We start from the raw sequence: 22,687 nt of genomic DNA, 5'->3' as shown, positions 1-22,687 counted from the left end.
ATGCCGGGGATTGCCCGGCATCGCGGTCCACATTACTGCGGCAGCACTTCCAGCGTGGCGACGTAGCTCAGGCGGCGCTTGGCGGCCTGCTTCACCGACGTCTTGTTGTCCTCGGTACCGGTTTCCAGCCAGTACATGCCGGCTTCCGGCCAGGTCACCTTGATCTCGCCCTTGGCGTCGCTGGTCAGCTTCAGCTCGTCCTGCGCGTTGCGGTAGCGGGTGGCGCCACGCACGATCTCGAATTCCAGGCCGGCGGTCGGCTTGCCATCGACCAGCACGCGGAAGGTGGCTTCCTCGCCGGCGAACAGGTCATTCGGGTGGCCGACGGCGACCAGCTCGATGCCACGGTTGGTCGGCTTCAGCGCGGTGTCGTTCGGCGCGCCGTTGGTGACGAAGGTCTCCACGCGGCCGACCGACTGGCTCACTTCCAGCTTCTTCGCGTCCTTCGGCAGTTCACCGAAGGTGGCGACGCTGCCGCGCCAGCGCTTGCGCTCGCCGTTCTGCTCGTAGGTGGCGAACAGGCCGTCATTGACCGAAGCGATGCGGTAGGTGCCCGGCTGCTTCAGTTCGATGTCGAACACGCTGCGGTACTTGCCGGTGGCGGCGTTCTGCGGCTGTACGGTGCTGCCATCCGGGGCGGTGATCACCACCGACTCCAGGCGCAGCGGCACGTGGTTGAAGTAGAACAGGTCGTTGGAGACCGCACCGTCGACGGTGATCCACGGCGCGTTGCCGGCGATCACGGTCTGCGAGGGCAGCAGCCAGGCCTTGTGGGCCAGGGCGGAGAAGGGAAGGGCAGCGGCCAGGGCGCCGGCGAGGACGAGCGTGCGCTTCATGCGGAAGACTCCAGTGGATGCGGATGGATGGGGTCAGAGCCCTTTCCGCGGGAAAGGGATCCGACCCCGGGGTCGGACCCCTTCCGCAGGAAGGGCTCTGACCCGGATGAGCGGTCAGGGTTTGACGGCGAGGGTGACCTGGCCCAGTTCGGTGGCGCCCTGCGCCTTGCCGTTCTGCGCGGCGGTGGCCGGCCAGGTGAAGGGGATCTTCAGCAGTTCACGGCCACCGACTTCGCGCACCGCTTCCACCACCAGGGTGTAGTTGCCCGGGGCCAGCTGCTTCAGTGCCGGCTGCTTGTCGTTGAACGACAGCGCGTGCTTGCCGGCCGGGCGGGTCGGGCCGGTCACGCCGTCCACCGGCACCTGCAGGGTGCGGCCGCTCTTGCGCCACCACTGGCGCAGGTCGGGCAGCCACTTGGTGCCGTGGCCTTCGCTGTTGCTGGTCTGCTGATACCAGACCGACAGGTTGGCCGCGACCTTCTGGTCGGCGCCTTCCAGCCACACTGCCACATACGGGCGGTGGTACTCGGCCACGTTGAGCTTGGGCACTTCGACGTTGATGTCGAGGGTGGTGGCATAGGCCGGCGAGGTGGCCAGCAGGCCGCTGAGGGCGATGGTCAGGGTGACGCGCATGGGGCGGCTCCGGGGAAACGGATGGAATTCATGGGGGGACGTCAGTGGATCAGCAGCAGGGCGATCAGCAGCGGAATCATCAGGCCCAGGCCGACCAGCGGCCAGGTCATGCGCCGCTGGCGCGCATGCAGGTGCAGCAGGAACAGGCCGGTGATGCAGAACACCAGGCAGGCCACGGCGAACAGGTCCAGGAACCAGCCCCACGCCGGGCCCGCGTTACGGCCCTTGTGCAGGTCATTGAGGTAGGACACCACGCCGCGTGAGGTCGATTCGTACTCCACCGCGCCGGTCTCGCGGTCGATGCTCAACCAGGCGTCGCCGCCGGGGCGCGGCAGCGACAGGTAGATCTCCTCGGCCGACCACTCGGCCGGGCGGCCGCCGATGGCGATGCCCAGCTGCGTATCCAGCCATTGCCGGGCCGGACGCGGGATCGGCGCGTTGCCGTCTTCGCGTGTGCCCAGCTGGCCGAGCAGATCGGCCGGCAGTTCCAGCTGCTGGTTCTGCACCTGGGGCTTGGCTTCGATCTTCGCCGCATGGTTGAGGGTCAGGCCGGTCACCGCGAACAGCAGCATGCCGATCAGGCACACCGCCGAGCTGATCCAGTGCCACTGGTGCAGCGTCCGCAGCCAGAAGCCACGGTTCTGTTGCTGCTGCACGGTGGAGGAGGCAGGACGGCTCACGGCACGGTTCGAGGCGGACGGGGACTGCCCATTACATCATTGATGAGAATAGCTCGCAATTGCGTATCGTTCTGTATCCCATACGGGGTATTGGCGGTTGCCGGCCAGCGGCCGGCACTACCGCTCGGATGGGGTGTTGTCGGCTGCCGGCCAGCGGCCGGCACTACCGTTACCGCCGGTCGGTAGATCCACGCCATGCGTGGATGAAGCGGTGCCGACCAAGGTTGGCACCCACCAGGGCACGGCGGTGCCAACCTAGGTTGGCATCTACCGAAGCAGCGCGGTGCGCGGCGATCAGAACTTCGCGTTGAGCGAAATCCAGTAGCTGCGGCGCTGGTCCTTGGTTGCATAGTCGTCCACGCAGTTGAACTCGCTCTGGCTGATCAGCAGGCACGACTGCGAGACGAAGTCCTTGTCGAACAGGTTGTTGACCCGCGCGTTCACCGTCAGCCATGGCGTGGCCTTCCAGCTGCCGCCGAGATGGAAGATGGTGTAGTCCTCGTAGTAGCGGGTGTGGCTGGCGCCGTTGGCGTCCAGCAGCGTGTCGCGGTAGCGGTCGTAGCGGCCTTCGCCGATCAGCGACAGGCTGACCGCTTCGTTGACCTGCCAGTTGAGGCTGGCGTTGGCCATGTGCCTGGCCGGCATCGTGCCGCTGATCGGCAGGCCCTTCTGCGCGCCGCTGGTCTGCTCGCTCTTGGTCCAGGTGTAGTTGCCGCGCAGCTGCAGGCTGTCGAGCAGGTCGATATGCGCGGCCAGTTCGGCACCGCGGGTCTCGGCCTTGTCGATGTTCACGCTCTGGGTGAAGGTGCTGTAGCCCAGTGCTGCCCAGCCGGGGCCGATGTCCACGCAGTAGCCGCTGCCGGCGCGGGCCACTTCGCAGTTCGGGAAGGTGCCGCCGCTGGCGATCTTGTCCTCGAACTTGTTGAAGAAACCGGTGACGTTGAAGCCCCAGCGCTGGCCCTCGTAGTAAGCGGCCAGCTCGTAGTTGGTGCTGGTTTCCGGCTTCAGGTTGGGCGAGCCCACCAGCGGCAGCACGCCCTGGCCACCGAAGCCGGTGATGCCCGGGAACAGCTGGTCCGGACGCGGGGTCTTGTAGCCGGTGCTGACACCACCCTTGAAGGTCCATGCGTCGCTGGCGTTCCACACCAGGTAGCCGCGCGGGCTGACATGGCTGCCGAACACGTTGTGGTCGTCGTAGCGCAGGCCGAAGGTGGCGGTGAGGGTGTCGGTCAGCGCCCAGTTGTCCTCGGCAAACAGCGCCCACATGCGGTGCTTCTGCTTGACGTTGCTGCGGTAGCCGGCGCCGTCCATGCCGAACACGCCGTCGACCATGTCGGTGTTGTTGTACTGGCCACCCACGGTCAGTTTGTGCGCGCCGAAGTCCAGGTCGAGCATGGTGTCGAGCACGTAGCCTTCCAGTTCCATGGTGCGCAGCGGACGCGGCAGGAATGCCTGCAGGCGAGCCATCTCGCTCGGGTTGAGGGCGGTCAGTGCATTGCCTCGGCCGGCCGCGCAGTTGTTGGCGGCACCGGTGCGGCGGCAGACGTCATTCCACAGCGTCTGCAGGTTGGCGCGCTCATCCAGGGTCAGCGGCAGCGAGCGGCCGAGGTTGCTGCTCTTGCTGTGGGTCAGCGAGGTCTGCCAGGTGCCGAAGCTGTAGCGGCCCTGATGGGTCAGCGACAGCTGGTCGCGCTCGTAGCGCTGGTAGGCGGTGTAACCCACGCGCGGCTGCACCACGCGGCGGGTGAGCGTGCCGTTACCGTTCGGGTTGGGAATGACGGCGTTGCCGACGCGCCACAGGCTGGCCAGGCTGTCGAGGGTGCCGGTCTGGCCTTCGCTGTTGTCGAACTTCTGCCGCGACACGTCGTAGTCCAGCCACAGTTCGTGGTCGTCGTTGATGCGGAAGTCCAGGCGTACGCCGCTGTTCCAGTTGGTGTTGGCGACCGACTTGCCACCGCCGCCGAAGCCGATGCTGCGCTCCCACAGGGTGCCATCCGGCAGCGGCAGCGCATCCCATTCGGGATTGGAGGCCTTGGCGTCGTAGTAGCTGCCGCGTACCGCCAGGCTGAGGCGATCCTTCAGCAACGGACCGCTGAGGTACAGGTCGGTGGTGCGTGCATCGCCGAACTGGTCATCCTGCTGCACGGTGAAGCCTTGAGTCAGCGCGCCGTGCCAGCTGTCCTGGTTGCGGCGGGTGATGATGTTGATGACGCCGCCCATCGCGTCCGAGCCGTACAGCGTGGACATCGGCCCGCGCACCACTTCGATGCGCTCGATCGCATCCAGCGGCGGCAGGTAGGCGAACTGGCCGCCGCCGAAGTTGTTCGGATAGATCTGGCCGACATTGCTCTGGCGGCGGCCGTCGATCAGCACCAGGGTGTACTCGGACGGCAGGCCGCGCATCGAGACGGTGGCGCGGCCGTTCTTGTCGGTCGCTTCCAGGCCGACATCGATGCCTTCGACGTCGCGCAGCGCGTCGACCAGGCTGGTGTACGGGCGCTTGCTCAGTTCCTCGCGGCTGACCACGCTGATGCTGGCCGGAGCATCGATCACTTTCTGTTCGAAGCCGGAGGCGGTGACCACCACCTTGTCCAGTGTCTGCGGCGCGCCTGCGGCGTCACCGTGGGCGAAGGCGGGGCTGGCGAAGGCCGCCAGCACGGCGCTGGTCAGCAGGGAGCGGGACAGGGACGAACGGACACGATGGCGCTGGGCCATGGCAGTTACCTCGAAGGATGCAGGGTGGTGCGACGCCGTGCGCGAAGGGCGCGGCAGGCACGGAAGGCCCGGTCAGGGGCGGCAGGGATAAAGCAGGCAGCGGCGTGCGGGCGCGACCGCGCAGGCGGTCACGTCGGGCCGTGGATCAGGCGAGCGGCGGCGCCTGGCCGCGTTGCTGGCGACGCCCGGGCGCATCGGCCCAGGGCGTGTCCGGATCGGCCAGCGGCCAGTCCGGGCGCACGCCGGGCACGGCCGGCGTAGCGGGTACGAGTTCGAGTTCAGTGCGCAGCCATTGGCTGGCCAACAGCAGTGGCGGACGTGCCTTCTCGGCCGACTTCACCGGAGCGGACGCGCAGCGGCGCAGCTTGGCTGGCGCCTCTTCCTGCAGGGGCGCTTCGCCCCCGCGCTCTTCCAGCGGCATCTGCACGGCCATTCCGGCGTGGGCCTGTGGCAGCAGCGGCAGGGTGCCCAGCAGCAAGGCCAGCATCGCCACCCACGCCAGCAGGCTGGCCAGCGCGGGACGCTGGCCGCGCATGGCGGTGCCCATCTTGCGATGGATGAGTGGACGAGGGCGAAGCGGGCGCAGCAAGTGGGGGTCCCCAAGGGTCTGCCGGCAGCGGCCGGCATCAACGGGGCGTGATTGTAATGAGAGCTGTTAGCCGTTGCAAATGAGAATGATTGCCAAAATGTCGCAGGCCGGCCCGACGGGGCTCAGACTTCGCTCCAGCGCCGCAGCAGGTTGTGGTACACGCCGGTCAGCTGCAGCACCGCCTCGGCGTCGCCGCCGGTCTGCCGCAGGCGTTCGATCGAGCCATCCATTTCCCACAGCAGGCGCCGCTGCACGTCGTCGCGGATCATGCTCTGCACCCAGAAGAACGAGGCCACGCGCGCGCCGCCGGTGACCGGCCGCACCTGGTGCAGGCTGCTGGACGGATACACGATCAGGTCGCCGGCCGGCAGCTTTACCCAGTGCTCGCCGTAGGTATCGCTGATGATCAGCTCGCCGCCCTCGTACTCCTCGGGCGCGGACAGGAACAGGGTGCAGGAGATGTCCGAGCGCAGCTGCTCGCCGTTGGCCAGGTTCATCACCGCACCATCGACGTGGAAGCCATAGGTGCCGCCCCCGCTGTAGCGGTTGAAGCGCGGCGGCAGGTACTTCAGCGGCAGCGCTGCGCTGAAGAACAGCGGGTGCCGGGCCAGCGCGACGAGGATGATCTCGCCCAGTTCGCGGCGCAGCGGCGAGGCCTCGGGCAGCTGCTGGTTGTGCTTGGCCTGCGCGCCCAGATGCCCCACGGTTTCGCGGCCATCGGTCCAGTCGGCGGCGTCGAGGCGGCGCCGGAAGTCGGCCACCTGGTCGGCGCTGAGAATGTCGGGGATGTGCAGCAGCATGCGGAACTCCTCAGAGGGACGGCGGTGCGACCAGGGCGCGCACCTGCGGATGCGGCGACGCGGCCAGTTCCGGCACGATGTGCGCCATGAACGCTGGGCTGCCGTGCGCCAGTGCGAGCCGCAGCCAGTGCACGGCCTGTTCGATCTGGCCGGCCTGCAGCAGGATCGAGGCGTAGTTGGCCTGGCCGCGGAAATCACCGGCTTCGGCCGCGCGCTGGTACCAGGCGAGCGCCGCCTGCGGATCGGGTGCGATATCCAGCCCGTCTTCGAGGTGGCGGGCCAGCAGGTTCATCGATTTGGCGTGGCCCAGGTGCGCGGCACGCGTGTACAGCGCCAGTGCCTGCGCGCGGTCCTGCGGAACGCCGCGGCCGGTGGCCAGCAGGTTGGCCAGGTTGTACAGGCCCCAGTCCAGCCCGGTGTCGGCGGCGCGCCGGTACCACACTGCCGCCAGCGTGGGGTTGGCCGCGGTGCCGTGGCCCAGCTCGTGGCAGCGGCCGAGCATGTTCATCGCCATCGGCGCGCCGTTGTTGGCGGCGGTTTCGTACCAGAGCAGCGCGGCCGAGGCGTCCTGCGCGGTGCCTTTGCCTTCCATGTGCATCTGCGCGAGCAGCAGTTGCGCATCGACCTGTCCAGCCTGCGCGGCGTCGCGCACGCGTGCGAACGCGGCCTGCGGATCGTGCTGCAGCAGCTCGGCCAGGGCGTCGCTGTCGATGGGAGTGCGGATAACCATGGGGTGAGTATCGCCGGAAACAAAAACGGCGGCAGGAGAGCCTGCCGCCGTGGTGGAGCGAAGTTACATCAGAACTTCACGTTCAGTGCCAGGGTGGCCGAGCGACCCGGGGCGATGCTCGCGTAGTGCGAGGCATAGGCCTTGGTGAAGTAGGTCTTGTCGGTCAGGTTCTGCACGTTGAGCTGCAGGCTGATGTTGTCCTGGATCGCGTAGCTGGCCATCGCGTCGAAGCGGGTGTAGCTCGGGATCCACTTGGTGTTGGCGACATCACCGTACTGCTTGTCCGAGTAGAACGCACCGGCGCCGATGGTCAGGCCGATCGGGAAGCGGTAGGTGGTCCACAGGTTGGCACTGTGCTTGGCGGTGTTCGGGAACACGTTGCCGTTGTTCGGCGACGGCACGTAGACGTTGGACGGGCAGGTGCGGCCGGACACGGCGCACACAAAGCCGTTGTCCTTCAGTTCCGAGTCCAGGTAGGTGTAGCCGCCATACAGGCTCCAGGCGTCGGTCAGCTGGCCGGTGAAGCCCAGCTCGAAACCGTTGATTTCCTTCTTGCCGGCGTTCTGGCTGGTGCCGTTGTCGACGGTCACGCGTGCGTTGTTCATCACGGTGTGGAAGATCGCGGCGGTCAGGTTCAGGCGCTTGTCGAACAGGTCCCACTTGGTGCCCAGTTCGAGGTTCTTGGTGTCCTGCGGCTTGAGGTCGGCCACGGCGGCGCTCAGGCCGTCCGAACCGTCACCACCGTCCATGCCCGGCGGGGTCGAGGAGGTGCCCCACGACAGGTAGATGCTGCCGTTCTCCAGCGGCTTGAAGACGACGCCAGCCTGGTAGTTCAGGAAGTCGTTGTCATTGCGCACGCGGGTCGGGGCTGCACCGGCCACCGGAGTGGTCAGGGTGGTGCTGTAGTCGTCGTAACGCAGGCCGACGTTGAAGCTCCACTGTGCGTTGAGCTCGATGGTGTCGAACAGATAAGCGGACTTGGTCTTGGTGCGCTGTTCGACGTCCAGTGCCTTGTCGCTGCGGTACACCGAATGGGTGGCCGCCCACGGATCACGCGGGTTCGGGTTGGCGAAGTCGGTGCAGTTGTAGCCGGTGGCCGCGCCCGTGGTCGGGCACTTGCTGTTGCCGGTCAGCGGGTTGCTGGTGCCTGGGGCGATCAGGTAGCTGCCGCGGGTCATCTTCTCGTCACTGTATTCCACGCCAGCGCTGTAGCTGTGCTTGAGCGCGCCGGTCTGGAAGGCACCGGTCAGGCCCAGCTGGTCGGCAAAGCTCTTGACGTCGACGGCGCGGGTGTTGGTACGGCGCCACAAGGTGCCGTAGTTGTTCGGGTTGCCCTGGCTGTCGTCCGGCTGGGTCCACAGGTAATCATTGCTGGTGTTGCCCAGGCGCGCGATGTTGCGCAGCTTGTGGCCGCCGAAGTCGTAGCTGGCATCCAGGGTGCTGATGTCGGCACGGGTGCGCTGGAAGTCACGATCGACCAGGCCGTAGTAGTTGTTGCGGTCCGGCACCATCGGGCGGCCGTCGACCCACTTCGAGGCCGGTGCACCGTTCGGGTTGCCATAGGGGAAGCCACCCGCGTCCGGCAGGTCATCGCTCTGCATGTGGTAGTGGCTGGCGATCAGCTGCGCCGGGCCGTTCAGGCCGAACGCGATCGACGGTGCGATGCCCCAGCGGCTGACATTGGCAGCGTCACGGCCGGGGATGTCCGACTCGTGCTTCATCAGGTTCAGGCGGGCGGCGATGCCATCGCCCAGCACATAGTTGGCATCCACGGTGCCGCGCGCGTAGCTGTCGGTGCCGATGCCCATGCTGGCGCTGGTCTCGTTCTTCAGCTTCGGCGTCTTGCTCACCAGGTTCAGGCTGCCACCACCGGAATCACGGCCACCGTAGGCCGAGCTCGGGCCCTTGACCACTTCCACCTGCTCCAGGTCGAAGATTTCGCGGGTCTGCGAGCCGACGTCACGCAGGCCGTCGACGAAGATGTTGCTCTGCGAATCGAAGCCACGGATGAAGGGGCGGTCGCCGGTCGGGTTGCCGCCTTCGCCGGCACCGAAGGTGATGCCCGGCACCATGCGCAGCGCATCCTGCAGGTTGGTCGCACCGGTTTCGGCGATCAGCTTCTCCGAGACGATCGACACCGACTTCGGGGTGTCCAGTAGCTCGGCGGTGAACTTCGGCGAGGACGGATTGAACCAGCTGCCGCGCACCTGCACCTTGTCCAGGTCGGTGGCCTTGCGGGAGGCAGCGTCAGCGCTGTCGGCAGCCTGTGCGGCCAGCGGCGCGAAGCCAGCGGCCAGGGTGGCGGTGGCGAGCAGGGAAACGCGCGGGGCGTGCTTGCGGGACGTGATGTGGGTCATGGCTTGGGTGGTAGTGGCTGGGATCGGGAAAGGGCGAGGGCCGAAGCGCAGGCAGCGCGACGACACGTAGGGGGCTTCTTCTGTAGAGCCGAGCCGATGCTCGGCTACACGGCGGACGACTTCAGGCGCACGGCAATGGCCGCAGGGCGCCTCAGCTGGCGTGCGGTGCGGGCGGTGCGTGGCCGGGGTTCAACCGCAGTGCGGGATCGTGCAGCTGCCAGCGCAGCGCGTCGGAGCGCCACAGCGGGACATGCGCGACCAGGGTGGCGCGCGCGGGGGCCATGCCGGTGCAGGGCGAGGTGCCCTCGCCATCAAGCGGGGGTTCCGGTGCCGGTGCGGCGTGCTGCGGGCATTCGTCCGCCGGCGGGGCCGGCAACGGCATGGCCTGGTGAAGATCTTCAGCGTGTGCCTGCCAGCCGTGGGCGGCCGGCCCGTGGCCGCGTCCTTCGTGCAGGGCCGACCAGCCCAGCAGCAGCGTCAGCAGCACGGCCACAGCCAGCGGCCACCCCTGGCGGGCGAGCTGGCACAACGTGGCGGTGGGCGCGGGCGAAGCCATGGCGCAGGGGGGGCGGATCGTTACGAAGATGTTACGCAGGATAACATCAACGATAATGATTCGCATATGCGCAATCGGGCGGGCCAACTGGAGGGCCCGGAAAGGCCTCGGGGCGCCGCTCAGGACGCTCTGGTAGATCCACCCCATGGGGGTGGATGCTCCTCGACAGGGACGCCCTGGGGCGATCCCTGCAGGCCGTGCGCCGCCTCAATCGCGGTCGTCGCGGGTCCAGACGGCGTCGTGCTCGCGTTTCACCGGAAACTTGGGCACAGGGCTGTAGGCCGGGGCGCACAGGGCGCGGCCATCGCGTACGTCGAAGCGTGCGCCGTGCAGCACGCACTCCACGCTGCCTTCGGTGGTGTTGAACTCGCCCGAGGACAGCTCGAACTCCTCGTGCGTGCACTGGTCTTCCAGCGCGTACAGCTCGCCGTCGAGGTTGAACACCACGATCGGCGTGCCGGTCACTTCGTCGAACACGCTCTTCATTTCACCGGGCAGCAGCTCATTGCCGGCACAGACAAAGGTCCAGGCCTCGCTCACGCGGCGGCTCCGGCCAATGGCTTTTCCAGGACCTCGAAGCGCAGGTCGTCGCGCTTGGGGATGCCGAAGCGTTCGTCGCCATACGGGAACGGCTTCTTGATGCCGGTGCGCTGGTAGCCACGACGCTCGTAGAAGGCGATCAGTTCGTCGCGCACGTCGATCACCGTCATCTGCATCACCGGCACCTTCCATTCGTGCGCGGCGTGCGCTTCGGCGGCGTCCATCATCTGCTTGCCAACGCCGCCGCCCTGCTGGGCCGGGTCGACCGAGAACATGCCGAAGTAGCCCTTGCCCTCGACATCGGCAACGTGGGCGCAGGCCACCAGCTGGCCCTCGCGCTCGGCCAGCAGGATGGTGGAGCGGGGGCGGTCGAGGTCGGCCTGGATGCCTTCGGCGTCGATGCGGGCGCCATCCAGCAGGTCGGCTTCGGTGGTCCAGCCGACGCGGCTGGCGTCGCCACGGTAGGCCGAGGTGACGAGGGCGATCAGGGCGGGGATGTCGGCCGGCGTGGCGGCGCGGAAGGTCAGGGTGGTCATGGGGGACATTCTAGGTGGGGCGGGGGCGGGCGCAAATGGGGGCACCCCGGCCGTTCTGGCAACGGTATGCTCGCGCTTCACCAATTGTCATACAGGGTCGTGGCGTGGACGTGTCGAAGGGAATCGCGCTGGCGTTGACCGTATGGATGTTGGTGGCCCTGGCATGCCTTCCGGCGCACGTGGACGGTGTCGGTATTGCCCCCAACAGCTTGGGGTGCGTGGGGTTCAGTCCTTCCCGTGCGTTGCCGGTCACGCTGGAGGCGCTGCGGGCCGATCCGATGCGCTATCACGGGAGGCTCGTGCGCGTACGTGGAGCCTACGTTGAGAGCTTTGAAATGTCCGCGCTGCACCCGGGGCCGCCGGTGCAGGATCCATGGGCGGCCGAGGGCGTGTGGGTGAATGGAATTCCCGTCACGGCGCTGCCGTCGGAGCAGGCGGTTGAACTCACCGGAATCGTAGCGGCGGGCCGGCCCGCTTTCCCTTATGGCAAGGGGCACCTTGGGCAATGGCCTGCGGCGCTCTGCGTGTCTTCGATCCAGCCCTTGCCGACGCCATGAAAAACGCCGCGGTTTCCCGCGGCGTTTCCGTTGCTTCCGGCTGCGCTGGGAGTCTTACCCCAGCAGCTTGCGTACCTTGGCCAGCGCGGTCATGAACCGCTCGATCTCGGCGTGCGTGTTGTAGAACGCCAGCGAGGCACGGCAGGTGGCGGCGACGCCGAAGTACTGCAGCAGCGGGTGCGCGCAGTGCTGGCCCGATCGCACGGCCACGCCTTCCAGGTCGAGCAGGGTGGCCAGGTCGTGTGCATGCGCACCGTCGATCAGGAACGAGACCACGGCCGCCTTCTCCGGTGCTTCGCCGATGATGCGCAGGCCGTCGACGCGGCGCAGCTCATCGGTGAAGTGCGCCAGCAGTTCGGCTTCGCGCGCTTCCACGTTCTCCTGGCCAAGCTGCTGCAGATAGTCGGCAGCCACGCCCAGACCGATGAAACCGGCGATGTTCGGGGTGCCGGCTTCGAACTTGTGCGGGGCATCGTTGAACACGGTGCCGTCGAAGCTGACTTCCTTGATCATCTCGCCGCCACCAAGGAACGGCGGCATCGCGTCCAGGTGCTCGCGACGGGCCCACAGTGCGCCGGTACCGGTTGGCCCGCACATCTTGTGGCCGGTGATGGCGTAGAAGTCGCAGCCGATCGCGGCCACGTCGACCTTGCGGTGCGGCACCGCCTGCGAGCCATCGACCACGGTGATGATGCCGCGCTTGCGCGCTTCGCGGCAGATCTCGCGCACCGGATTGACCGTGCCCAGCACGTTGGAGACATGGGTGACCGCCAGCAGCTTGACCTCCGGGGTCATCGCCGCGCGCAGCGCATCCAGGTCCAGCGCACCATCGGGGGTGATCTCGGCCACGCGGATGGTGGCGCCGGTACGCTGCGCGACCAGCTGCCACGGCACGATGTTGGCGTGGTGCTCCATGCGCGTGATCAGGATCACGTCACCGGCCTTCAGTCGCGGCAGCGCCCATGAGTAGGCCACCAGGTTGATGGCGAAGGTGGTGCCGCTGCACAGCACCAGGTCGCTGGGGCGCACGTTGAGGAAGCGCGCCAGTTTGTTGCGCGCACCTTCGTAGGCATCGGTCGCTTCGCTGCCCAGTGCATGCACCGCGCGGCTGACGTTGGCGTTGTAGCGGCGGTAGAACTCATCCACCGCGCCGATCACCTGCACCGGCTTCTGGCCGGTGTTGGCGTTGTCGAAATAGACCAGCGGCTTGCCGTGCACTTCACGCATCAGCAGCGGGAAGTCGAGGCGGACGCGGTCCCAGTCGGGGGCGCCGGTGCGTTCTTCGATCGGGCGCGGCGTGGACAGGTTCATGCCACACCCGCCTCGGCCAGGGCCTTGTCCAGGCGGCGAGCCAGTTGCGCACGCAGCGCATCGGGCAGGATCTTCAGCGGTTCATGGCAGAACGCAGCGCTCAGCAGTGCCTGCGCCTGGGCCTGCGGCAGGCCGCGCGAGCGCAGGTAGAACAGCGCGTTGGCATCGAGCTGGCCGACGGTCGCGCCGTGCGCGGCCTTCACTTCATCGGCGTCGATCACCAGCGTCGGCTGGGTGTCGATCTCGGCATCGGCCGACAGCAGCAGGTTCTTGTTGGACAGGTTGGCGTCGGTGCCGTCGGCGCCTTCGCGGATCTGGATGCCACCATGGAACACCACGCGGCTGCGGTTGGCGGCGACGCCGCGCCACAGCAGCTCGCAACTCGTATCGCGTGCGATGTGGTCGATGCCCAGGCGGGTTTCGACGTGGCGGCGGCCATTGCCGAGCAGCACGCCGTTGGCGGTCAGCTGGGCGTTGTCGCCTTCCAGGCGCACGTTCAGTTCATGGCGGCTGAGCGCGGCGCCCAGTTCCAGGTCGACGCGGTGGTACTGCGCGTCGCGGGCCAGCACCGCGTCGGTGCGCAGGAAGCTGGTCTGGCGCGCGCTGCCGGCCTGCACGCGGGCGTGCTTGAGCACGCCATCGCGGGCGACGTGGGCATGCAGCACGGTGTTGTCCAGGTGGGCGGAGTCACCCACGCTGAAGCGGTGCTCGACCACGCCGAGGCTGGCGCCGGCACGCAGTTCGATCAGGTGGCGGTGGTGCCAGGCCAGGTCGGTCTCGCCAGCCACACTGGCGAACACCAGCTGCAGCGGTGCTTCGACCTGCACGCCTTCGTCCACGCGCAGCACCACGCCTTCGTCGGCCAGTGCGGCGTTGAGGCGGGCGAAGACCTCTTCACTGCGCTCGTAGCGGCGGCCGAGGAAACGCACGGCGTCTTCGCCAGCGGCGAGTGCGGCCGACAACGGCTGCAGCTGCACGCCGGCCGGCAGCGCCTGCACGTCGCTCAGCGCGGCATCCAGGCGGCCGTTGACGAACACCAGGCGCGGGGCCGGGATGTCTTCCAGCAGCGCGGCGTCCAGCGCCGGGCCCTGCAACGGTGCCGCGGCGAACGAACGGCGTTCCAGCTGGCGCAGCGAGGTGTACTTCCAGGCTTCGTTGCGGGCGGCCGGCAGGCCGTCGCGCAGGGCCGCATCCAGCACTTCGCGGCGCGCATCGCTGCCGCAGAAGGCCTGGGCCATCGAATCAAGCAGGGCGCTCATCAGACCGCCGCCTCGGGCACGACCCGGTCCTTCAGGAAATCGTAGCCGTGTGCTTCCAGCTCCAGCGCCAGTTCCGGGCCGCCGCTCTTGACGATGCGGCCATCGGCCAGCACGTGCACCACGTCCGGCTTGATGTAGTCCAGCAGGCGCTGGTAGTGGGTGATGACCAGGAACGAGCGGTCGGCGCCACGCAGTGCGTTGACGCCGTCGGCCACGCTCTTCAGTGCGTCGATGTCCAGGCCCGAGTCGGTCTCGTCCAGGATCGCCAGCTTCGGCTCCAGCACGGCCAGCTGGAAGATCTCATTGCGCTTCTTCTCGCCACCGGAGAAGCCTTCGTTGACGCCACGGTGCAGCAGTTCGTCCTTCAGGTGCAGCACGGCCAGCTTCTGGCGCACCAGCTTGAGGAACTGCATGGAATCGAGTTCTTCCTCGCCGCGTGCCTTGCGCTGGGCGTTCAGCGCGGCGCGCAGGAAGTAGGTGTTGTTCACGCCCGGGATCTCCACCGGGTACTGGAACGCCAGGAACAGGCCGGCGGCGGCACGTGCTTCCGGCTCCTGCTCCAGCAGGTCGACGCCGTCGAACTGCACGCTGCCTTCGGTCACTTCGTAGCCGTCGCGGCCGGCCAGGACATTGCCCAGGGTGGACTTGCCGGCGCCGTTCGGGCCCATGATGGCGTGCACCTGGCCGGGCTTCACATCCAGCGACAGGCCCTTGAGGATTTCCTTGTCGCCGATGCGGGCGTGGAGGTTTTCGATCTTCAGCATGGTGGGGGTTTCCGTGGGGCGGGCCAGGGCCCGCCGGTAAAGAGAATGCGTTTGCGAGGGGCAGGGGCGGGCGGTCAGCCCACCGAACCTTCCAGCGAGACTTCCAGCAGCTTCTTGGCTTCCACCGCGAACTCCATCGGCAGTTCGCGGAACACCTGCTTGCAGAAGCCGTCGACGATCAGCGACACCGCGTCTTCCTGGCTGATGCCACGGGCGCGGCAGTAGAACAGCTGGTCATCGGAGATCTTGGAGGTGGTCGCCTCATGCTCGACGGTGGCGCCCGGGTTCTTCACCTCGATGTAGGGGAAGGTGTGCGCGCCGCACTGCTTGCCGATCAGCAGCGAATCGCACTGGGTGTAGTTGCGCGCGCCGTCGGCGTTGCGGTCGACCTTGACCAGGCCGCGGTAGGTGTTCTGGCCGCGACCGGCGCTGATGCCCTTGCTGACGATCTTGCTCTTGGTGCGCTTGCCGACGTGGATCATCTTGGTGCCGGTGTCGGCCTGCTGGCGGTGATGGGTCAGCGCGACGGAGTGGAATTCACCCACCGAGTCGTCGCCCAGCAGCACGCAGGAGGGGTACTTCCAGGTGATCGCCGAGCCGGTCTCGACCTGGGTCCAGGTGACCTTGCTGCGCGCGCCACGGCATTCGGCACGCTTGGTGACGAAGTTGTAGATGCCGCCGACGCCGTTCTCGTCGCCCGGATACCAGTTCTGCACCGTGGAGTACTTGATCTCCGCATCTTCCAGCGCGACCAGCTCGACCACCGCGGCGTGCAGCTGGTTCTCATCGCGCATCGGCGCGGTGCAGCCTTCCAGGTAGGAAACGTAGGCCTTGTCCTCGCACACGATCAGGGTGCGCTCGAACTGGCCGGTGTGGCCGGCGTTGATGCGGAAATAGGTGCTCAGTTCCATCGGGCAGCGCACGCCCCTGGGAATGAACACGAAGCTGCCATCGGAGAACACCGCCGAGTTGAGCGCGGCGAAGTAGTTGTCGCCCACCGGCACCACGGTGCCCAGGTACTGGCGCACCAGTTCCGGGTGTTCCTTGATGGCCTCGGACATCGAGCAGAAGATCACGCCCTTCTCGGCCAGTTCCTTGCGGAAGGTGGTGCCCACGGACACCGAGTCGAACACCGCATCCACCGCCACGCCGGCCAGCTTGGCGCGCTCGTGCAGCGGCACGCCCAGCTTGTCGTAGGTGTCGAGCAGTTCCTTCGGCACATCATCCAGCGAGGCGTACTTCGGGCCCTTCGGCGCGGAGTAGTAGCTGAGCGCCTGCAGGTCGATCGGGGCGATCTCCAGCTTGGCCCAGTCGGGCATCGGCATGGTCAGGAAGTGGCGGTAGGCATCCAGGCGCCACTGCGTCATCCACTCCGGCTCTTCCTTCTTGGCCGACAGGGCACGGATGGTGTCCTCGTCCAGGCCCGGCGGCAGGGAGTCCGATTCGATCTCGGTGATGAAGCCGGCCGAATACTTGCGGCCGAGCTGCTCGTGGATCTCGCGGTTGGGGGTGTCGTCGTGGGCGACGTTTTCGATGGTTTCGGTGGCCATGGGGGGCTGCCTACGGATCAGGAGACGACGTCGACAGCGATGGTGCGGCGCTGTTCGTCATCGGCAAGGGGGAGAGGGGGCAGGATCTGGGCGAGGGTGACATCGCGCAGGGCCTCGGAAACCACGTCGTTGATCAGCCGCCAGCTGCTGCGCGCGCCGCACTTGGGCGCCATGCCGCACTGATGGTGGTCGTGGCTGCATTCGGTCAGGGCCAGCGGCCCTTCCATCGCTTCGACCACTTCGAACAGCGAGATCTCGATGGCCGGGCGGGTCAGCCGGTAGCCGCCACGGACGCCGCGCAGGCCTTCGACCAGGCCGGCCTGGGCCAGTGGCTTGAGCACCTTGCTGACGGTGGGCGGCTCCAGACCGGTGAATTCGGCCAGCTCGGTGGCACTGAGCACCTCGCCCGGACGGGCGGCGAGCACGGTCAGCACGACGGTGGCGTAATCGGTGAGTTTGGTGACGCGCAACATGGGGATGCGAGTGGTTCTTAAAGCGGACTGAAATTGTACGCTTTTATTCGCCGCCATCCAACCCGGGCATTCAGCCGGCGCTGGGGCCGGGCCGGGAGGACACACCGGGGCCGTTGCCAGGGCGCCATGCTGCGCCAACGGGGTGATTTTCGCAATCACCCGGAATGGGCGAGAATCCCCGTTCCATCCGCTGCAAACAGCCCGTGCCGATGCCGAAGAAGATCCAAGCCCGCAAGTCCGCCATCCATGGCAACGGCGTGTTCGCCGTGGCCCCGATCAAGCAGGGCGAGCGCGTGATCCAGTACAAGGGCCTGCTGCGCAGCCACGGCGATGTCGATGCCGATGACAGCGGCGACGTCGAAAGCGGCCATACCTTCCTGTTCACCCTCAACGATGACTGGGTGATCGATGCCAACTACAAGGGCAACGACGCGCGCTGGATCAACCACAGCTGCGACCCGAACTGCGAGGCGGTGATCGAGGAAGACGACGACGGCGACAGCCGGGGCGACAAGGTGTTCATCGAGGCACTGCGCGATATCAAGGCCGGCGAGGAGCTGACCTACAACTACGGCATCACCCTGGCCGAGCGCCACACGGCCAAGCTGAAGAAGATCTGGGAGTGCCGTTGCGGCTCGCCCAAGTGCACCGGCACGATGCTGCAGCCCAAGCGCTGATCCGCAGCGGGTAGTGCCGGCCGCTGGCCGGCACACATGTAAAGCGTGCCGGCCAGCGGCCGGCACCACCTTATTTGCCCAGCACGCCTGCCGGCACCAGGTTGCCCAGGTTCTGGTTGAAGGTGACCACCAGCTTGCCGTTCTTCACCTGTGCCGACTGCACCTGCAGGGCGCCGAGCACCCCGGCCACGGCCGGGTCCAGCTTGTAGATCGGTTCGCGCTGGGCGTAGTCGCTCAGCCATGCGTTGAGCAGGCCACGGGTACGCGAGTCGAGGCGGCCGCCCTGGTTGGCCGGGGTGAAGTCATCCACGCTCGGCTGCTGCAGGTGGAAGCCCTGGGTCTGCGCGTCGTAGCGCAGGCCGCTGCTGAGCTTCACCGTGCCCAGTCTGGCCGGGTTGCCGCCGGCGGTGGCCAGCGCGACGTCCATGCCCAGGTTCAATCGTTCGCCGGCCGGAAGGCTCAGCTGCGGATGGCTCATGGTCAGGGCGATCAGGCCGCCGAGGGCGTCCTGGGTGCGCGGGAAGCTGCCATCGAGGTACTGCTGCACGTCGCTGGCCCCTACCGACAGTTCGCGGCCGGAGATGGAGGGCGCCGCCTGTGCACCGATCGCAGCAGCGATCAGTACGGTGGAGGCCGCGAGGCGGGTCATCAGGGAACGCAGGCGCATGGCGGTGACCGGTGGGAAGCAAATGGATGGATCAAAGAGTAGCCGCGCAGGCTGAATCGCGCGTGCATGCCGCTGCAACGGTTCAGTCCAGCGTTGGACGCAGTTGTGCCGACTGGATCTGCCAGGCGCTGCCATCGCTGCTGGGCTGCACGCGGTACCAGCCGCCGAAGCGGAACGTGCCGTTGGCGGTGACCGCGCGGATCTGCACCGGCACCTCAAGCAGCTGCGGTGGCTGCCGCTCGTCGCGGGCGATCGGGGTATCGCTGTGCAGGCGCAGGGTGCGCAGGTCCTGCAGCTGCCGCAGCGCGGCGTCGTCCGCATGCCGCGGGTCGCCGGGCGGGATCGCCCAGGCGGCGTCGCTGGCGGCGCGGTCGCGGTTGAGCAGTGCCGCCACGTAGCGGTTGAGCATCGTCGAGGGCGGCTCGGCACCGTCGGCGACGGCGGACAGCAGCGGCACATCGCTGGCCTGCAGTGCTGCGGAATCGGGGGCGGTACCGGTGTCCGCTGCTGCGGTGGCGGCGACGGGTGCGGACGCTGCCGCGATGCCATCCGTCGTCTGTGCCGCCGGGCGCGAACAGCCCAGCAGCATCAGTGGTGCGATCAGGAACAGGATCCTGCGCATGCCTGCCTCCTCCCCGAGGCAACCTGGAGGGCGGCAGTGTATCGGTTGCGCAGGGATCAGCGGGAGGAGGGCAGCTGCTCCAGCGCGTCCAGCGCCGGCAGGACCTGGCCGGCGATGGCGGCCAGTGCGTGGCCGTCTGTCTCGGCGTGGCGCTGCACGATGTCGCGCAGCAGCTGGGCGGCGATCACCAGGGTCGCGCGCTCGTCGCCACTGATGCCGGCGGTACGCGGGGCCGCCTCCAGCAGGCGCATCAGGTCGCGGCTGGCGCGGTGTTCCAGTTCGATGGTGCAGCGCCCGGTGCACTGCAGCCCGTCCTTTTCGATCGGGGTCACCGAGATCCGGTAGCGGGTGGAGGGGCTGGCCATGAGGGTGTGCTCGCCGTAGCTGTGGAGGATGTGCCCACCATAGGCAAGGCCACGGCCGGCGGCGATGGCCGGCGCTGCACGCAGTGTTCCACCCGGTACGTTCCGCGCCCTTTGCGGAGCGCCGGCAGCCAATGGCGGCGGGCCTGTACGGGGATATCCGGGGCCGCGGCAACGCTGTGTTGCGGGGGTGTGGTCCGGACAAAAAAACGGGACGGCCAGAGCCGTCCCGTCGGAATCCGCGTTGGGGCGCGCGCTTACAGCGCGGCGTCCTTCAGCTTCTTCAGCGGACGCACCTTCAGCTTGGTGGTGGCCGGCTTGGCAGCGAACCACTGCTCTTCCTTGGTGAACGGGTTGATGCCCTTGCGCTTCGGCTTGGCCGGCACATTGACGGTGGTGATCTTCAGCAGGCCCGGCAGGGTGAACGAGCCAGCGCCCTTCTTGTGCACCGAGGAGGCGACGGCGCTTTCCAGCGAGGCCAGCACAGCGCGGACGTCCTTGGCGATGACGCCGGAGGCTTCAGCGATGTGTGCAACCAGGCCGGACTTGGTCAGCACTTCCTTGATCGGCTTCGGAGCGGCCGGCTTGGCGGCTGCCTTCGTCGCGACTTTCTTCACTGCCTTCTTCGGGGCAGCCTTCTTAGCGGTCTTTGCCATGGTTTCCTGTTCCGTGAACGGTTGGTTGTTTGGTCGGCGCCGAACCCCGTCGGCAAGCGCAATGTAGGGCAACTCTCGGGCGCCGCCAATAGCCCGAAGCGCGGAAAGTGCATGTTTTTTCATATCCAGGCCGATTCAGTACATGGCCGGTAGTGGGGAAAGGGGGTGTGGCAGCGCACGCGATGGCCGGCGCCGGCCCAGCGGTGGAATGCGCGAAACCACTGAAAACAAGGGAAAAATGCGCGCCGGTCTGGCGAAGAAGTGGCCACCTGTCCGGTTTCCGGCGGACGTGCGGCATGCGGCGGAGCGACGCAGGGCTAACGCGTCCCGTGCGAGGGTGACCGTTCATCACCGCCACGCAGGAGCAGCACATGGGAATCTCGCGACACGCCACCGCGCACTGGGAAGGCGATCTGAAGTCGGGCAAGGGACAGTTGAGCACGCCGCAGAGCGGGCTGCTGGACAAGACCCGCTACGGCTTCAACAGCCGCTTCGGCGACGAGAAGGGCACCAATCCGGAGGAGCTGATCGCTGCCGCGCACGCCGGCTGTTTCACCATGGCGCTGTCGGCCAAGCTTGGTGAGGCGGGCTTCACCCCGACCTCGCTGGACACCGAGGCCAAGGTCGATCTGTCCCTGGAGGGCGGCCCGCAGCTGTCGCAGATCCGGCTGAAGGTGAAGGCCGTGGTGCCGGGCATCGACGCCGCACAGTTCCGTGCCATTGCCGATGACGCCAAGCAGAACTGCCCGGTGTCCAAGGCGCTGAGCGCGGTGCCGATCAGCCTGGAAGCCGAACTGGGCTGAGCGGCCGCTACCTGTAGAGCCGAGCCCACGCTCGGCTCACGCAACTGCAATGATCTGACCGTAAAGCAGCCGAGCGTGGGCTCGGCGCTACAGCTTGCGGATCACCAATCGATGGTGCCGCTGATCACCGTCTGCACCTGGCCGCCCGACCAGACCTCGCCGTCTTCATCGACCCGCAGGGTCAGGCGCGCGTCGTGGCCAACTTCGCGGCCCTGGCTGACTTCGAACGGTGCACGGCCTCGGGGCAGGGCGTCGCGCAGGTCCAGCCATGCGGCCAGCACCGCATTGGCGGCACCCGAGGCCGCGTCCTCGAAGCGGCGGCCATTGCCGACAAAGGCGCGCACCGCCAGATCGAAGCCCTCGCTGCCATCGCTGAAGGCGTAGGCAAACACGCCCATGCTGTCGGTGGACTCGGCCAGTGCGGCCACCGCGTCCCAGTCCGGACGCAGGGCGCGCAGTGCCGCTTCATCGGCCACCTGCACCACCCACCAGCTGCGCCCGCCCTGCATGCGTGCCGGCGGCAGCGTGCCCAGCGGCCAGTCCTTCAGTGCCGCCTGCAGGCGCGGGTCGGTGGCCTCGACGGTCTCGGCCAGCTGCGCGCGCGGGGTGCGGATGGCGATGCGCCGCTGTGCGCCCTCACCGCTGACGCGCAGCGGCAGCGCACCTGCAATGCCATCCTGCACCAGCACGCCATCGACCGGCGCGGCCAGACCGGCCTGCAGCACCGCATGTGCGGTCCCGACGCTGGGATGGCCGGCGAACGGAACTTCCTTCTGCGGGCTGAACATGCGCAGCCGGTAGCTGGCGCCTGCGACCTGCGGCGGGAACACGAAGGTGGTCTCGGGCAGGCGCGTCCAGCGCGCAATGGCCTGCATGCTGGCATCGTCCAGGCCTTCGGCATCAAGCACCACGGCCAGCGGATTGCCAGCACCGGCGCGCGGGGAGAACACATCCAGCTGCAGGAAACGGCGGGTGGACATCAGGCAGGACTCCAGTAAACAGGCGGCATAGCGTAGCGCGGGGCACAAAAAAGGGGACGGAGGGAATTAAGTCGCTTATGGCACATGGGGCACAAGCGACTTAATTCCCTCCGTCCCCTTTTTTCCGTGCGCTACCAGCGGATGTGGCCGTCGATGACCGGCTGCACCTGGCCGCCGATCCAGACCGTGCCCTGCGCGTCGACCTGCACCTGTACGCGGCCGTCGCGGCCGACTTCGCGGCCCTGGCTGGCCACGTAGTGGCCCTCGCGGTCGGGCAGGGCGTTGCGCTGCCGCAGCCAGGCACCGATCAGGGCATTGGCGCTGCCGGTGACCGGATCTTCCGGCACGCTGGCCGCATCAGCGGGGCAGAAGGCGCGCACCACACGCGTGTGGTCGCTGCCGGCCTCGTCGGCGAATACGGCCACGCCGGTGGCATCGGTGGCGAGGCTCCAGTCAGCCAGCGCGGCCATGTCCGGCGCCAGGTTGCGCACGGCGGCGGCGTCGCGCAGCGGCAGCAGCCACCAGCGTGCGCCGTTGTCCCAGAGTTCGGGCACGTGCCCGTTGGCGGCGAGGGCCAGCAGTGTTTCGGGTGCTCCGTCCGCGGCTGTGTCCAGTTGCCGCGCCGCTGGGCTGGCCAGCTGGATCTGCAGCGCCTCGGCCGGGCCGCTCACCCGCACCGGCAGCACTCCCGCCGCGCATTGCTGCAGCAGGGCGCCGTCGCGCGGCTGGGCCAGGCCGCAGCTCACCGCCGCCCAGGCCGCGCCGACACTGGGGTGGCCGGCGAAGGCCAGCTCGCGGGTCGGGGTGAAAATGCGGATGTGGTAGTCGGCGCCGGGCGCGCTGGGGCGCAGGAAGAACACCGTCTCGGACAGGTTCAGCCAGGCGGCCAGGGCCTGCATCTGCTCGCCGGAGAGGTCGTCGGCATCCAGGAGGGCGCCCAGCGGATTGCCGGTGCCGGGGCGGGGGGCGAAGACATCGAGCTGCAGGTAACGAAGGACGGCCATCTACGGGGATATTGCGCTTAGAATCAAAGG

25 protein-coding genes are annotated in these 22,687 nt (G+C 67.7%); 3 read left to right on the top strand and 22 right to left on the bottom strand.

Annotated features, from left to right (window positions below):
* Positions 1 to 32: 32 nt before the first annotated feature.
* From BKE09_RS05830 to BKE09_RS05780, 11 genes are all read right to left on the bottom strand, one after another.
* Complete coding sequence (locus tag BKE09_RS05830; protein ID WP_075675143.1) at positions 33 to 836, bottom strand: DUF4198 domain-containing protein; 804 nt, start codon at positions 834 to 836, stop codon at positions 33 to 35.
* A 114-nt stretch (positions 837 to 950) separates the two neighbouring features.
* Positions 951 to 1,469, bottom strand: a complete 519-nt coding sequence (locus BKE09_RS05825) for a DUF2271 domain-containing protein (RefSeq protein WP_004147429.1) — start codon at positions 1,467 to 1,469, stop codon at positions 951 to 953.
* 41 nt (positions 1,470 to 1,510) lie between these two features.
* Complete coding sequence (locus BKE09_RS05820) at positions 1,511 to 2,149, bottom strand: PepSY-associated TM helix domain-containing protein (protein WP_014036268.1); 639 nt, start codon at positions 2,147 to 2,149, stop codon at positions 1,511 to 1,513.
* 294 nt (positions 2,150 to 2,443) lie between these two features.
* Positions 2,444 to 4,864, bottom strand: coding sequence for a TonB-dependent receptor (locus BKE09_RS05815; RefSeq protein ID WP_075675142.1), 2,421 nt, complete (start codon positions 4,862 to 4,864; stop codon positions 2,444 to 2,446).
* 145 nt (positions 4,865 to 5,009) lie between these two features.
* Positions 5,010 to 5,411, bottom strand: a complete 402-nt coding sequence (locus BKE09_RS05810; RefSeq protein WP_075675141.1) for a hypothetical protein — start codon at positions 5,409 to 5,411, stop codon at positions 5,010 to 5,012.
* Between the two features lie 164 nt (positions 5,412 to 5,575).
* Positions 5,576 to 6,253, bottom strand: coding sequence for a Fe2+-dependent dioxygenase (locus BKE09_RS05805; protein ID WP_075675140.1), 678 nt, complete (start codon positions 6,251 to 6,253; stop codon positions 5,576 to 5,578).
* 10 nt (positions 6,254 to 6,263) lie between these two features.
* A complete protein-coding gene (locus BKE09_RS05800; protein WP_075675139.1) occupies positions 6,264 to 6,983 on the bottom strand; it encodes a tetratricopeptide repeat protein in 720 nt (239 codons plus the stop codon).
* Between the two features lie 68 nt (positions 6,984 to 7,051).
* Positions 7,052 to 9,340: a TonB-dependent siderophore receptor gene (locus BKE09_RS05795; protein ID WP_075675138.1), complete on the bottom strand. Its 2,289-nt coding sequence runs from the start codon at positions 9,338 to 9,340 to the stop codon at positions 7,052 to 7,054.
* A gap of 151 nt (positions 9,341 to 9,491) precedes the next feature.
* A complete protein-coding gene (locus tag BKE09_RS05790) occupies positions 9,492 to 9,896 on the bottom strand; it encodes a hypothetical protein (protein WP_075675137.1) in 405 nt (134 codons plus the stop codon).
* Positions 9,897 to 10,103: 207 nt separating this feature from the next.
* Entirely contained in the window at positions 10,104 to 10,436 is a 333-nt protein-coding gene (locus BKE09_RS05785; RefSeq protein ID WP_005412525.1) for a non-heme iron oxygenase ferredoxin subunit, read from the bottom strand.
* The gene (locus BKE09_RS05780; RefSeq protein ID WP_075675136.1) at positions 10,433 to 10,972 is read right to left on the bottom strand and encodes a GNAT family N-acetyltransferase; all 540 of its coding nucleotides are present in this window, start codon (positions 10,970 to 10,972) and stop codon (positions 10,433 to 10,435) included. The genes BKE09_RS05785 and BKE09_RS05780 overlap by 4 nt, the downstream gene beginning before the upstream one ends.
* A 104-nt stretch (positions 10,973 to 11,076) precedes the next feature.
* Between BKE09_RS05780 and BKE09_RS05775 the strand changes: the two genes are divergently transcribed.
* Positions 11,077 to 11,529 (top strand): hypothetical protein, encoded by a 453-nt coding sequence (locus BKE09_RS05775; RefSeq protein ID WP_139319622.1) that lies wholly within the window; start codon positions 11,077 to 11,079, stop codon positions 11,527 to 11,529.
* Between the two features lie 54 nt (positions 11,530 to 11,583).
* Here the strand turns inward: BKE09_RS05775 and BKE09_RS05770 are convergent, their stop codons facing one another.
* The 5 genes from BKE09_RS05770 to BKE09_RS05750 form a co-directional block, all read right to left on the bottom strand.
* Positions 11,584 to 12,840 (bottom strand): cysteine desulfurase, encoded by a 1,257-nt coding sequence (locus tag BKE09_RS05770; RefSeq protein WP_075675134.1) that lies wholly within the window; start codon positions 12,838 to 12,840, stop codon positions 11,584 to 11,586.
* Positions 12,837 to 14,099 carry a Fe-S cluster assembly protein SufD gene (sufD, locus tag BKE09_RS05765; protein ID WP_075675133.1) on the bottom strand — a complete coding sequence of 421 codons (1,263 nt, stop codon included), beginning with the start codon at positions 14,097 to 14,099 and terminating at the stop codon, positions 12,837 to 12,839. Before sufD ends, BKE09_RS05770 begins: the two co-directional genes overlap by 4 nt.
* The gene (sufC, locus tag BKE09_RS05760; RefSeq protein WP_014036279.1) at positions 14,099 to 14,863 is read right to left on the bottom strand and encodes a Fe-S cluster assembly ATPase SufC; all 765 of its coding nucleotides are present in this window, start codon (positions 14,861 to 14,863) and stop codon (positions 14,099 to 14,101) included. The genes sufD and sufC overlap by 1 nt, the downstream gene beginning before the upstream one ends.
* 74 nt (positions 14,864 to 14,937) lie before the next feature.
* Entirely contained in the window at positions 14,938 to 16,413 is a 1,476-nt protein-coding gene (sufB, locus tag BKE09_RS05755) for a Fe-S cluster assembly protein SufB (RefSeq protein WP_032129234.1), read from the bottom strand.
* A gap of 17 nt (positions 16,414 to 16,430) precedes the next feature.
* Positions 16,431 to 16,886: an SUF system Fe-S cluster assembly regulator gene (locus BKE09_RS05750; RefSeq protein ID WP_005408436.1), complete on the bottom strand. Its 456-nt coding sequence runs from the start codon at positions 16,884 to 16,886 to the stop codon at positions 16,431 to 16,433.
* A gap of 209 nt (positions 16,887 to 17,095) precedes the next feature.
* Between BKE09_RS05750 and BKE09_RS05745 the strand changes: the two genes are divergently transcribed.
* Complete coding sequence (locus BKE09_RS05745) at positions 17,096 to 17,563, top strand: SET domain-containing protein-lysine N-methyltransferase (RefSeq protein ID WP_075676592.1); 468 nt, start codon at positions 17,096 to 17,098, stop codon at positions 17,561 to 17,563.
* 70 nt (positions 17,564 to 17,633) lie between these two features.
* On the opposite strand, the gene BKE09_RS05740 is transcribed toward BKE09_RS05745, so the two are convergent.
* The 4 genes from BKE09_RS05740 to BKE09_RS05725 form a co-directional block, all read right to left on the bottom strand.
* A complete protein-coding gene (locus tag BKE09_RS05740; protein WP_014036282.1) occupies positions 17,634 to 18,230 on the bottom strand; it encodes a DUF1439 domain-containing protein in 597 nt (198 codons plus the stop codon).
* 82 nt (positions 18,231 to 18,312) lie between these two features.
* Positions 18,313 to 18,852, bottom strand: a complete 540-nt coding sequence (locus BKE09_RS05735; protein ID WP_075675132.1) for a hypothetical protein — start codon at positions 18,850 to 18,852, stop codon at positions 18,313 to 18,315.
* Between the two features lie 56 nt (positions 18,853 to 18,908).
* Positions 18,909 to 19,217: a DUF3861 family protein gene (locus BKE09_RS05730; protein ID WP_075675131.1), complete on the bottom strand. Its 309-nt coding sequence runs from the start codon at positions 19,215 to 19,217 to the stop codon at positions 18,909 to 18,911.
* A gap of 254 nt (positions 19,218 to 19,471) precedes the next feature.
* Complete coding sequence (locus BKE09_RS05725) at positions 19,472 to 19,870, bottom strand: HU family DNA-binding protein (protein ID WP_010483539.1); 399 nt, start codon at positions 19,868 to 19,870, stop codon at positions 19,472 to 19,474.
* Positions 19,871 to 20,241: 371 nt separating this feature from the next.
* Here BKE09_RS05725 and BKE09_RS05720 point away from each other — a divergent pair, with 371 nt between their 5' ends.
* On the top strand, positions 20,242 to 20,673 hold the full coding sequence (locus tag BKE09_RS05720) for an OsmC family protein (RefSeq protein ID WP_014646276.1): 432 nt from the start codon (positions 20,242 to 20,244) through the stop codon (positions 20,671 to 20,673).
* Between the two features lie 101 nt (positions 20,674 to 20,774).
* On the opposite strand, the gene BKE09_RS05715 is transcribed toward BKE09_RS05720, so the two are convergent.
* The gene (locus tag BKE09_RS05715; RefSeq protein WP_075675130.1) at positions 20,775 to 21,653 is read right to left on the bottom strand and encodes a PhzF family phenazine biosynthesis protein; all 879 of its coding nucleotides are present in this window, start codon (positions 21,651 to 21,653) and stop codon (positions 20,775 to 20,777) included.
* A gap of 131 nt (positions 21,654 to 21,784) precedes the next feature.
* A complete protein-coding gene (locus BKE09_RS05710; protein ID WP_075675129.1) occupies positions 21,785 to 22,657 on the bottom strand; it encodes a PhzF family phenazine biosynthesis protein in 873 nt (290 codons plus the stop codon).
* Positions 22,658 to 22,687 lie beyond the last annotated feature (30 nt).

The sequence above is a fragment of the Stenotrophomonas sp. TD3 genome, assembly GCF_001939825.1.
Classification (GTDB): domain Bacteria; phylum Pseudomonadota; class Gammaproteobacteria; order Xanthomonadales; family Xanthomonadaceae; genus Stenotrophomonas.
Note: the sequence above shows the minus strand (reverse complement) of the source record. Positions and strands in the feature narration are given on the sequence as shown.